Raw genomic sequence first — 12891 nt, 5'->3', positions numbered from 1 at the left:
GATTGTATCTGTATTCCGTGCAACATTCTCAATGGGCCATGCCTAAGCTTGTTGTTCTCGAGCCTGGATATTCTTCGCTCTTCGACCGATGCACCCATAAGGTTTTCAAATTCTTCCAAGCAAGCCTCATAATCAGTCAGAATAAGTTCCATCAGTTCGCTTTTGGTCCCAGTATCGGCTACTAAATCGGCAAAAACCTTCATGATATCGATGTCTGAATTCAGAAGATTCGTTTCAATTTGAATCAGACCATATTTCAAGAAAGGCCATTCTTGGGCAAGAGTTTTTAAATACTCAAAATCCTCAGGGTATTGTTCTTTGAACGTACTGAGGGCAGTACCTGTACCATACCATCCGGTGAGGTTGAACCGTGATTGGTTCCAGCTGAACACCCAAGGAATCGAGCGAAGATCATTAAGAGATCGCTGGCCTGTTCTTCGCGCAGGCCTGGAACCGATTTTACTTTGTTCCAATACGTCTATGGGGGTGGCGTGGCTGTAGAATTCGATGAACTTAGGGTGGTCCAGTAATTCCCGGTACTTCTTACGTGCCATAGCGACCAGCCGATCCATAATGTCATAGCGCTTTTGCTTTTTACGTTTTTCCGATGATAACATCGCCTGTCGAGCCGTACCCGAAATAAACATTTCTAGATTATAACTGGCGTTCAGGCGATTTGCAAATTGATTTGCAATAGTTTCCCCCTGCACAGTCATTTTAATATGACCACTCATGGATCCAGGTGGCATACTTTCTAAAAAGCGATGGATCTTTCCGCCTCCCCTGCTAATAGTTCCACCACGGCCATGGAAAAATCGGAGTTCTGCCCCGTGACAGCGGCCAACTTCCGTAAGTTTTTCCTCAGCCTCATAAATATTCCATCGACTTGTCAATATGCCTCCATCTTTGTTGCTATCGCTGTACCCCAACATCACTTCTTGAACGAATGGGGATGTATCATTGCGCTTCTTTTGCACAAAGGGATGGGTCAAGAAAGCCTCCAGAATTTTAGGTCCCGCTATGAGGTCATCAATGGTCTCCAAAAGTGGCACCACAGGAAGACCGGCATCTTGAAGGCCAACCTCTCGTAAAAACAGAAAGACCACCAATAAATCACTTAAACTACGTGTCATACTGACGATTACGGAGCCAATACCGTCCGTTCCATACCGATTCACATAATTTTTAACCTCCCTAAAATATCCCAATACATTATCCGCTTCAGGCCCACATGAAGTTCCTGCTCTTACAAAAGGGCGATTGCTTTGTAGCTCTTGGTTGATAAATGATAGTCTTTTTTCCTCGTTCCAAGTTGAATAATCCGAATCTGCAAAGTCCGAAGCTTGCAGTATCTGATCCATAGCTTTTTCGTGATAAGCACTGTTCTGCCGTATGTCGAGCTTAGCCAAATGGAAGCCAAAGCAGTACAAAACACGTTCCACAGGAAACAAATGTTGTTTCGCTATACCACCTGCCTTCAAATGATTCAAGACCTTCCTCAGCTTTATTAATTGGGATGATAAATCATCTGGCCGTTCATAAAAACTGTCGTCAGCAAGCTCAAAACGTTCTGCCATAGTGTTGTCCAAACGGGCCAACAATAAATTGATGAACTGTCGCAAGGGTTCCGAGGGGTTGCGTTTTAGGGCTTTTTGACCCGCCTCTCCAAGAATTTCGACCTGGGATGCAATATCGGATAAAAACTCAGATGGAATGTCGTTCAGAAATTCGGAAAAACTGAGCTTACGTGCTAATTGGACCAATTTATTCCTGATAATCTTCAATGCTGCTTGCCGATGTAGTTGCAAGGTTTCAGCGGTGAAAGCAGGAGTAACATAAGGATGCCCGTCACGATCCCCGCCGACCCAGCTACCGAACTGTAGGGTGGGAAACTGTTCTGGCCCTTCAAGTAATTCTGAAGAGAAGCCGACATATTTCCACGCATCGAGCAAACGCTGGTCGGTCAAATGCAGCACTTTTGGGAACACATTGACAAAGTAATGCATGACATTGCTGCGCTCATCGGTGAGTCTGGGTTTTTCGAGATAGATTTCCCCTGTACGCCACCAACGCTGCAATACACCTTTGATTTCTTCCGTGATAACTGCTCGTTCAGAAGCCGACCAAAGCGGATTTTCTTTTTTTACCAAGAGCATGTAAAGTTCCCTGTGAATATTCAACACGGTCAGCCTTTTTGCCTCAGTAGGATGGGCGGTCAATACGGGCATTACGTTAATCTTTGGTAGTAAGTTCGCTGCTTCTTGCTCGCTGATCTCGGATCTCTTCCATAATTTGAGTGTTTCCGCCCAAGATCCACGGGTAGTCTCCAAACCTAATTGGGTCTCAGTTCGCCTGCGAAATTGCGTGGCGGCGTTTTCTTCCACAAGGTTGAGCAACTCAAAGGAGATGCCAAGGGCCTGGGCCAATTTTTCGTCTGCTACGTTGGCTTTCCTTTTCACCGGGGTGACGTCTTCTGAAGTAATCATACCCGCAAGTGTATCTTCGCCCAACGATTGCAACATTTCTTTGAACACATTGATTAAATAGGAGTAATCTTTTTTGATTTTTTGTAGCCCTTCGAGCTCTAGCGTTTTCTTTTCCATGGATCATAATATACGTTTAAACTGAATTATTACATTGTACTGTATTTTCTGAAGCCACTCATGAAACTTTCAAGTCATTAATTCTTAAAAAACAAGGAAAAAGTGTGCATTTCCCCAGTTCGGCCATAGTCCAAGCGAAATCCATAGATTTCACATATTTTTTGATTGATGGCCAAGCCAAGTCCAAGGGATTCTTTTGCCGAGCTACCTTTTTGAAAACGGCTGAACAATTTTTCCGTAGCTATTTCAGAAGCCTCACCCGTATTGGTAATCTCAAATTTTTCTTTGTTCAATATCATTTTTATGGATCCCCCTTCTTTATTATGCTGCACGGCATTTTTGATGAGGTTGGTAAACAAGATGTCGACTAGAATATGATCGCACTCCACGGTTACGGGATGTAGTTCCATGGATACTTCGAGATGTTTAAAATTTATGATCTCCTCCATATTGCTGAGGATATTCTCGATACTGACTCTTAAGTCCACAGGGTCTAATCGCTTAAATTCTTGATTTTCGATTCTAGAGATCAAGGTCAGCGATTTCCCGATTTTGGAAAGTTTATTGGTTTCTTGATAGACGGCCTGTATGCGTTCCAATTCTTTTTGATCCAAGTTTTTACTTTCCAATAGCAACACCACTTTGTTTCTGATGACGGCCAAAGGGGTCTGTATCTCGTGAGAAATATTCTCGTTGAATTCTTTCAGGTTCTGGAAATCTTTTTTTACCTGATCTATCAATATCGTGATTACCTCATTAAGCTCTTCGAACTCGGTAATCCTTGGAGTTTCAAGTTGAATTGGTTCCTTTTGGGTCACATCATATTCTATGAGCTTCGATAAATTTTCGAAGAAGGGATTCCATGCCCAATTATATATTTTCCAATTGATAAAATAAAGCCCTACGAACAATAGCAAAATGATGAAACTCGTTGAGAGAAAAAGCAACCAGATCAGTTCATTGATTTCCAACAAAACGTGCTTGAGCGTGATTTTGACCGGTCGGGAGTCGATGGATGACGTAAATTCATACATTCGATAAGGCACCATTTTGTCGGCATAGGCTTCAAAGAGCAGCGTGTCCTTGAATGCTCGGTCGATTTCAAAATCTTCGCTCACAAGCGTGGTCTCGAATAAATAGTTCGAGGCGGGAAGCGCACCATCCTTGGCGAGGTGATAGTCGATGCGTTCACGCTCATGAAGAAGTGTTTCCTGTACCTCGTTGTTTACCAAGTATTGGATCAGGAAATAATCTACCGCGATCATGATCGGAAAGAGCATAATCAGAAAAACGAGGTAGTACGTATTGGTCTTTCTAACGAGTTTCATTCGCGATCGGTGAATTTATATCCAACACTATAGATAGATTGAATGTAGTCGTTACCCCCCGATTCGGCAATTTTTTTTCGCAGATTGGCTAAATGGGTGTAGATGAATTTATAGGAATCGGCCATTTCTATATCGTCGCCCCAAAGATGTTCGGCAATGGCCTCTTTTGTCAAGAGGCGGTGTCTGTTGACCACAAAAAAATGGATAATATCAAACTCTTTTTTGGTAAGGTTCATAAGGTGGTCATTTACAAAGACTTCATGGCTATCTGGTTTGATCTTGATTTCGTTGAAATGAATTTCCCTACTGCCATGGTAAGCTTTTCTTCGGTAAAGTGCTTTGATTCTTGCATTGAACTCTGCTAAGTAAAAAGGCTTGGTCAAATAGTCATCCGCCCCTATTTCCAATCCATGTATTTTATCGCTCAGGGAGTTCTTTGCAGAAATAATGATAATGCCCACATCGATGTTTTCCTCTTTCACCGCTCTGATGATATCTAAACCATTGCCGTCGGGTAACATAATGTCAACGACCAAAACATCATATGGAAAATATCCTATTTTATCATTCGCAGACCGATAGTCGGGGGCAATTTCACAGATGTTCCCTTCCTCCTCCAAAAAATTTTTGATGTCCTTTAGCAGTTCAACATTATCTTCTATTACAAGTACCTTCATTACTGTTACGGGTTCTTCATTCTTTTCAATAAGGAAATACGATTAATCTCTGAAATAAGGCAATATTAATAAATCCAATCGTAGTTTCTTTAGAAAAATTTAAGATTACTAATAATCTTGAAAAAGAAGTTCCGGCAAACATATGGGAAACTTATCACAAAGGTTTGGCTTCTTAAATTTTCCTAAAGGATTTGTCCTTTTATTAAAAGTAAAACAAGAACGTAGAAGAATGATAGAATCTGCCAATACCGGAGCCAACATTCATCAATTTAGTGTAGATAAAACTGTAAAAAACTTGGGCAGCAGTTTCTCGGGATTGACTTCACTTGAAGCAAAAAAAAGATTAAAGAAATACGGCCTCAATAAAATCTTAAGGGAGCAAAAAAAATCGGCCCTGGTCTTTTTTCTTGACCAATTTAAAGATCCCCTGCTTATCCTGCTGATTTTGGCAGGGGTACTATCTGTTTCCATTGGTGAGATGATAGAGGGAATAGCAATGTTCGCCATCGTTTTATTAAATGCTATTCTGGGCTTTGTGCAAGAATACCGGGCGGAAAAGGCAATGGAGGCACTACAAGAATTAACTGCCCCGATGGCCTTGGCTATACGTGATGGAGAAGAACAGAAAGTCCCGGCCAGTAAATTAGTGCCGGGAGATATTATACTGCTGGAGGCGGGGGATATTATCCCTGCCGATTCACGGCTGATAGAATTGGCAAGCCTTCAGGTTGACGAAGCCTCGCTCACCGGAGAATCTCTGCCGGTCCAAAAAAAGATATCTCCCGCCAATGCGGATGCGCCAATTGCCGACCAGCACAATATGGCATTTATGGGAACGGTCGTTACGTATGGTAAGGCCAAGGCATTCGTAGCCAGAACAGGAATGCAAACCGAGTTTGGTAAAATCTCCTCCTCTCTTCAGGACACCCAAAAAATCCAGACCCCTTTGCAGAAAAAATTTGACCAGTTGGCCCGTCATATTGGTATAGCAGCTGTAGTTCTCATCTTTATCGTGTTTGTTTCCGGGATGTTGTTAGGCACACTTTCATTATTAGAAATGCTGGTCTTTGCACTGGCTTTGGCTGTGGCCACGGTGCCCGTTGCACTCCCAACTATCGTTACCATAGGTCTATCAATGGGCAGTAAACTACTTGCCAAGTTCAACATGTTGGTCAAAAAACTACCGGCCGCCGAAAGCCTGGGGGCAGCAACGGTCATCTGCTCCGACAAAACCGGGACTATTACCCAAAACCAAATGTCAGTCACTCGTGCTTTTTTCAATGGCCAAACTATCAACATAGATGCCTACAGCGGGTTCAGTGTGGGGGGCAAGGTCATCAACCCAGCGGGAATGGAACCCTTTTTCCGAATCGCCTTTTTGTGCAACAATGCCAAAGAAAACGGCAACGGGGCAAAGAAAATGGTGAACGGCAACCCCACCGACGTTGCCCTTTTGGCCGCCAGTAAAAAGGCAAAATTTGAGCGCTCCCATTTTGAGCCATATTTTAAATTCCAAGCAGAGCTGCCGTTCGATTCTGACCGGAAGATGATGTCGGTCATTTATAACAACAATCAGGAAGGGCGCACAGAGGCTTTCGTGAAAGGTGCACCAGATTTTTTACTGGAATCCTGCACCCGGATTTATGACCATGGGACGGTAAGGCCCCTGACTGAATTTGACCGAAAAAAGATAATAGGCGCCAATCAGTCTTTCGCAGAAAATGCACTGCGCGTGATAGCCCTTGCCTATCGAGAGATTCCCGACAATTTTGTGCATAAAATCAGATTGGTTGAAAAAGACCTCATCTTCGTTGGGTTGGCTGGCATCATCGATCCACCTCGTGAAGGGGTTAAAGAGGCTATCGCCCGCTGCCATACCGCTGGCATCAGTCTAATGATGATAACCGGTGACCATGAAACTACCGCCAGGGCCATAGCCAAACAGATTGGTCTGTATAAGATAGGTGATATGACACTAACCGGAAAAGAGATAGAAAGAATGCCGGAAAAGGAGTTGGTCGAGGTCATCGACCGGGTGAGGGTAGCGGCACGGGTACTGCCCGTACAAAAACTGAAAATCGTCGAGGCCCTACAAAAGAAAGGACACGTGGTTTCGATGACAGGAGACGGCATCAACGATGCCCCAGCACTTAAAAAAGCCGACATCGGCATCACTATGGGCATCACGGGGACAGATGTTTCCAAAGAGGTGGCAGATGCTATCCTCACCGACGACAATTTCAACACTATCGTTAATGCTATTGGAGAAGGGCGCAATGTCTACGACAAGGTCATCAAGTCGGCCAAGTATTTGCTGTCCTGTAATACGGGTGAGATCTTGGTCATCTTGCTCTCGATTTTGCTGCAACTCCCTCTGCCGTTAATTCCCCTTCAGATTTTAATGATCAACCTCTTGACCGATGCCATTCCCGCTTTAGGATTGGGCTTTGAAACGGCCGAAGACAACATTATGGAACGCTCACCCCGAAGGCCAGATGAAAGACCCATCAACGGAAAGAGGTTTATCTCCATTATCATTATGGGCATTGTGATGGCCTTAGGCACATTGTATTTGTTCAACGAATATTTGGAGTTCGGCTTACACTATGCCCGAACGGTCGCATTCACCACCCTGGTTTTCATCCAGATGTTCGCGGTAATGAGTAGCCGCTCTTTGACGCCTTCGCTCAAAAAACTGAATCCTTTCACCAATTTATGGTTGTTAGGCGGGGTCGCCCTTTCGATCTTATTGCATCTGATGGTGGTTTATTGGGCGCCGATGCAATCTATTTTCAAAACGGTTTCGCTCCAATGGAACGACTGGTGGAAAATCATCGCAGTTTCAAGTATCGGCTTGGTCATCATGGAATTGAGCAAGGTGGCGATCCGGTTTAACCGCAGCGGCCCAAAACATGCTAAGTAACAGGTTTGGCTGGGATGGGCTACGCCCATTTTTTGATTAATAAAAAATATACAACTATGAAAAAAATTCTTGTTCCTACCGATTTTTCGCCCGTTGCCGACAATGCACTACAATATGCGATTGAAATGGCCGCCGGGTTCAAAAGCGAAATTTATCTGTACCATATTTATTCATTTGACAGTTTTAATTACGACCATAATTTTCCAAAGTACGATCAACCTTATACAAAAAAGGTATGGCGTGAAATGGAAAGAACAATGTTGAAATTCAAGGAAAAAATAACGGAGAAAGGGTTGTCGATTCGAACATTCGTTGAGGAGGACAGTATTTTTACCCTCTTCAAAATAAAGGTCGTAACGCATCAAATCGATATGATTGTAATGGGCAGTAAAGGTGCTTCGGGAATGACAAAGGTGTTTTTCGGAAGTGTTGCCGCCACTGCATTGGATATGGCAAAAGTACCTGTGTTGATCGTCCCGCCCGAACACACTTTGCACCAGCTCGGAAATATTGTCCTAGCAATTGACAAAAACGACCTTGTGCCAGATGTGCTTTCGCCCCTCCAAAAGTTGGCATCTAAATTCGGAGCTGAAGTGACCCTGTTAAACGTCAAAACAGATTCAAAAAAAAGTACAGATAAGATGTCGAATTTAAATATTGATGGGGTGGAAACGATTTTTCGCGAAGTGCCAATGTCAAAAGGCATCAATGAAACCATTGGCCAATTTATTCGAGAAGAAGGCTGTGACCTATTGTGCATGATACGCAGGGAAAAGGGCATTTTTAAAAGCCTTTTTCAGAAAAGCGTTACAAAAACCCAGGTTTTCAGCAATCAAGTTCCGCTATTGATATTGCCGGAAGTTTAGACAGATACCTGTTTCGATTAAAAGAAACCATACAAAAAGTGAACTGTGAAACTAAAAAAAGAATTAGGGTTATTTGACGTATTCGCCGTAAGCACAGGGGCCATGTTCAGTTCGGGCTTTTTTTTGTTACCCGGCCTGGCCGCCCAATACACCGGGCCATCTGTAATTTTGGCCTATTTTCTTGCAGGTATTCTAATAATGCCTTCAATGTTCAGTGTAGCCGAAATATCCACAGCCTTGCCGCGATCGGGCGGAGCTTATTTCTTTCTTGACCGAAGCCTGGGGCCGATGGTGGGTACCATTGGCGGCATCGGAACATATATCGCCCTTCTTTTAAAAACAGCCTTTGCACTTGTCGGCATTGGTGCCTACGGTGCCATATTTTGGGATATTCCAATAAAAGAAACGGCAGTGGTCTTTGCCATACTTTTTGCAATTCTGAACATATTCGGGGCACGAAAATCCTCGGGTATTCAAAAAATATTCGTGATTGGGTTACTGATCGTATTAGGGGCCTTTATTGTCGATGGTTTTTGGAACATTTTTTCTGGAAACAACCCACCCATTGCGTTTGATGAGAATGATTATAATCCTTTTATTACCGGGGGGCTTGATGGCCTTGTTTTTACGACTGGTTTCGTTTTTGTCTCTTATTTGGGATTGACGCAAATAGCAAGCGTTGCCGAAGAAATCAAAAACCCCGAACGGAATATACCCTTGGGAATGGGATTGTCGCTATTGGTCACCGCATTGATCTATGTGCTCGGTGTTTTTGTTATGGTATCGGTAATTGGTAATGAGGCTCTTTCTAAAGACCTTTCGCCCGCAGCTACCGCGGTGGAGCATTTATTCGGTTGGTTACCGGAAAAAACGGGATTGTATATTATTGTCATAGCCGCTTTGTTCGCCTTTGCTTCTACTGGAAATGCGGGCATGCTGGCCACTTCACGTTATCCATTGGCCATGGGGCGGGACAAATTATTCTCGAAAAAATTCAGCAGAATTAGTCGTTGGGGAACACCTGTACCGGCCATTCTGCTTACTGCAGCATTGATCGTACTGTTTATTATAGTACTCACCGAAGAGGGCATCGTTAAATTGGCAAGTACCTTTCAATTGTTCATATTCATGGTCATAAACTTTTCGGTCATCGTTTTCAGAAACAGTAAAATTGCTTCTTACGACCCCGGTTATCACTCGCCCCTTTATCCGTGGATGCAAATATTCGGTATTATTTCTTCACTCGCCCTAATGTTTTATATGGGATGGGAAGCGTTGGCGTTCACTTTGGCGACCATCATTCTAGCATATTTATGGTATATGTTCTTCGTGCGCTCGAAAGTAAAAAGGGAAGGGGCTATTTATCACTGGTTTGCGCTGTTGGGCAAACATCAACACGATGAACTGGAAAATGAGTTTATGATGATTTTGCGGGAGAAAGGGCTGCGTCAAGATGATACGTTCAACCAGACCGTTGTTCGTTCACAAATACATATTGTTGATAACACATTATTTGAAGATTTGGTACAAGAAGTGGCAAATTCCATGGCACTTGAATTGAATATTGATGGTAAAAATTTATGTGAAGAATTCCTAAAAACGACCCCGATAGATCCCGCTTTGGTCATTCCCGAAGTTTCACTCCTTTATGCCAAACAACCTGATATAATTCATCCAGTCCTCCATATTGCAATGTGCGCAGAGGGCATTGAAAAACCTATCGAAAAAGACGGGATAATCAGCAAGGAAAACATAAGAATTTTCTTTTTCCTCGTAAACGATGAGAACGATCCAAAAGAGCAGCTTCGTATGTTATCGAGTATTTTGAATATTGCGGAACGCGACCACTTTATCAAAGACGTTTTTTCTGCTAAAACGGCAAGAAAGATCGTCGAGTATCTTTTGCATGACAAGCACTATATCTCTTTTTCATTGGCAAAGAACGGACCGTCGCATATACTCATCAATAAAAAACTAATGGAAGTAAGCCTTCCCAAAGATGTGTTGGTCGTTTTTATAGATCGTAACAATACCTCCTTTGCCCCCAAAGGCAATACCGTGCTTCTTGAAAACGATGTGCTTACCATTGTTGGCGAACCTAGATCGATAAATACCCTTTATGATAAATTTGTTTTGTCAAAATAGACGGCATTAGTATCACACAGTTGGCAATCCGGTCATCGTGAATATCATGACAAACAAGGCAACGGTTTCCACGATTCCGATAATCATGATGTATTTTGCAACATCACTTGCGCCCGAGGCAATGGCATCACAGGCCCTTGCGCCCGTCTTTCCTTGAAAGATGGCCGAACCCGCCATGGCCGCACCGGCCACAAGCCCAATAATAACTTGCCAGATGTAAGTGTCAGGGGCGAGATTGGCATCTGCAATGGCATTTTTAAGAATCATGCCATAGATGACCTGTGAGAGGGGTGCCCCTACAAAAATGAGGAGGGCCGTTGCCGCCTTCTGTCCACTCGTAATCATTTTTTTCCAAGCCCCGATGGCCGCCATACCCGCTATTCCCGTTCCTATTGCCGACCCTATTGAAGCGATAGCTAGGGACATTCCCATATCGCCTAGTCCTGATACTGTTGTTGTCAAAATTGCCAAATCTATCATAATCTATTGTTTTATTGCTGTTATCATTTTATCCTGTGGAAACGGATGTTCCCGTACTATTTTTTTGTCCATTTTCTGGGGAAATCAGTTTAAAGGGTTTATAGGCTTCACCCGAAAACTGAACGCCCAGATGGCCTGCAAACTCCAACATATTCAATCGTATACCGTGCACCATCACGGCCATAAGGGCCAAGGCAATGTTCAAACCATGGCCCAAAAGCAACGCAATGGCCGCCATGATCAAGTTGATGATGCCCATACCCGCTGTTCCTTCGGGCAATATCATGTTGTTAAAGCTGGCCGCTACCGCCGCTGTAGCCATTCCCACGGCAAAAAGACGCACGTAAGAGACAATGTCCGAGAACCCGCTGATCAAGCTCAGCGGAAGGTTGGCCAGGGACACCCCCATACTTTTGAAAAAGTTTTTGCTTTCCACGGAAAAAAGTGCTACCAAAATCGCTCCCCCCACAAAAAGCCAAATACCCCAGTCCGGCATGGGCTTCCCCAACACCAATTGTTCGGTAATCAAAAAGAGGCCCCAGACTAAACCGATCCAACCCACTTCGCTAAGTGCCTTGATCGAATTAATGAACTGAAATACCCGAATGCCGTGGGCAATGGTCAAGTGAACGGCCCCAATCAAAAACGATAGATGCATCATAAACGAAATATTATCCACTCCAAAGCTTGCAATCTCAGGAATGATCAGGTCGTTCAAAAAAGGAAGTGCCGCTAGCTGTTCCGACCCAAAATAGGTGCCGCTCAATACGCCCCAGATAATGGTGGCCCCGCTCAACACGTAAATCAAGATCTGCATTTGCCCCGTTAATTTTTTTCGTAACAGGAAAGTGACCAAGAGGAAGATTAATCCATAGCCTGCATCACCTACCAACATGGCAAAAAATAACGCAAAAGCTACCAAAAAGTAAATGGAGACGTCCACTTCTTTGTACCCCGGTACGATATCAATGAATTTCATCACGGGATTGATGATGCCGATCCATTTCGGATTTTTGATATAGACAGGTACATCCTCAGGTTTTTCTGGGTCTGCAATGTGATATCCCCAATGGTTCGACTCGGCCACGGCCACAAAATCGTCCACGGTAGTGCAGGGAATGTATCCTTTCAGATATTTTAGCTTTCCCTCGATATCGCCCATGCCTTCAAAGGCTTGTTGCATGCCCAGGCGGTCTTTTAAAAGCAGGTAATAGTCATCGAGCCATGCTATATTTTCGGCCTGGTCTTCCAAAAAATGTTCCACCTCTGCCAGTTGCCGTTCTTTTCTATCAATTTGTTGCTTTATGTCTTCAAAGGACAATTTGGGCAAGGATTCTTCCTTAAGGTTCAGTTTCTCTGATTCATTTCTTGCAATCAAAACCGTGGGAACCTTTCCATTGCGTTCCGGGAGCTTTATCAAGGTATGTTTTTGGCCCAAGGAAGCTGCCACCGATTTATCCAACAAATACAACCGAAGAAATATTCCTTTTTTCTCCAAGAAGGCAATGTCCCTTACCCGAACCTTGGTGCCCCAGGTTTCATACCAAGTGCGTTGTTGACGTAGGTCTTCGAGTGTTTCTTGACCTTTTTGTCTGATATCCTCCGTTTGCAGGACACGCTCTACAAGCTGCTTGGGATCATTGGCCGAATATTTTTTACGGTCTGCGGTATCATTTTTCTTTTTCACATAGTCATTGAGAACAGCGATAGCACTTTCGGTACGCTCAACAGCTTCCATGCGTCTTTCCAGTGTGCCGTTTCCAAGCTGATTTATTTCCTTGATATCCACTACACCCAGTTTACCCAGTTGCAGTATGGTATCATCCACCGTACGTGCGGTGGTAAAAAGCAATATTTCTTTCATCCTCA

The 12891-nt window shown here is 43.7% G+C and carries 8 protein-coding genes; 3 read left to right on the top strand and 5 right to left on the bottom strand.

The genetic code is table 11. From position 1 onward, the window contains the following. From WBM60_RS08680 to WBM60_RS08670, 3 genes are all read right to left on the bottom strand, one after another. Positions 1-2603, bottom strand: a 2603-nt coding sequence (locus WBM60_RS08680; protein WP_424282975.1) for a phosphoenolpyruvate carboxylase, incomplete at its 3' end; no start/stop codon positions are given. A 77-nt stretch (positions 2604-2680) separates the two neighbouring features. Beyond that, positions 2681-3931 carry a sensor histidine kinase gene (locus WBM60_RS08675; protein ID WP_424259782.1) on the bottom strand — a complete coding sequence of 417 codons (1251 nt, stop codon included), beginning with the start codon at positions 3929-3931 and terminating at the stop codon, positions 2681-2683. Then, on the bottom strand, positions 3928-4608 hold the full coding sequence (locus WBM60_RS08670) for a response regulator transcription factor (protein ID WP_424259783.1): 681 nt from the start codon (positions 4606-4608) through the stop codon (positions 3928-3930). Before WBM60_RS08670 ends, WBM60_RS08675 begins: the two co-directional genes overlap by 4 nt. Before the next feature lie 142 nt (positions 4609-4750). Between WBM60_RS08670 and WBM60_RS08665 the strand changes: the two genes are divergently transcribed. Genes WBM60_RS08665 through WBM60_RS08655 form a run of 3 tightly spaced genes read left to right on the top strand, consistent with a single transcriptional unit; the run spans position 4751 to position 10542 of the window. Further along, complete coding sequence (locus WBM60_RS08665; protein ID WP_424282974.1) at positions 4751-7531, top strand: cation-translocating P-type ATPase; 2781 nt, start codon at positions 4751-4753, stop codon at positions 7529-7531. Between the two features lie 56 nt (positions 7532-7587). Next, the gene (locus WBM60_RS08660; protein ID WP_424282973.1) at positions 7588-8397 is read left to right on the top strand and encodes a universal stress protein; all 810 of its coding nucleotides are present in this window, start codon (positions 7588-7590) and stop codon (positions 8395-8397) included. Positions 8398-8442: 45 nt separating this feature from the next. Next, positions 8443-10542: an amino acid permease gene (locus WBM60_RS08655; protein WP_424282972.1), complete on the top strand. Its 2100-nt coding sequence runs from the start codon at positions 8443-8445 to the stop codon at positions 10540-10542. 12 nt (positions 10543-10554) lie between these two features. Here the strand turns inward: WBM60_RS08655 and WBM60_RS08650 are convergent, their stop codons facing one another. Together WBM60_RS08650 and WBM60_RS08645 are read right to left on the bottom strand one after the other, a co-directional pair. Beyond that, entirely contained in the window at positions 10555-11022 is a 468-nt protein-coding gene (locus WBM60_RS08650; RefSeq protein ID WP_424282971.1) for a hypothetical protein, read from the bottom strand. Between the two features lie 28 nt (positions 11023-11050). After that, positions 11051-12886, bottom strand: a complete 1836-nt coding sequence (locus WBM60_RS08645; RefSeq protein ID WP_424282970.1) for a V-type ATP synthase subunit I — start codon at positions 12884-12886, stop codon at positions 11051-11053. Positions 12887-12891 lie beyond the last annotated feature (5 nt).

The organism is Eudoraea sp. (genome assembly GCF_049669105.1).
GTDB lineage: Bacteria > Bacteroidota > Bacteroidia > Flavobacteriales > Flavobacteriaceae > Eudoraea.
Note: the sequence above shows the minus strand (reverse complement) of the source record. Positions and strands in the feature narration are given on the sequence as shown.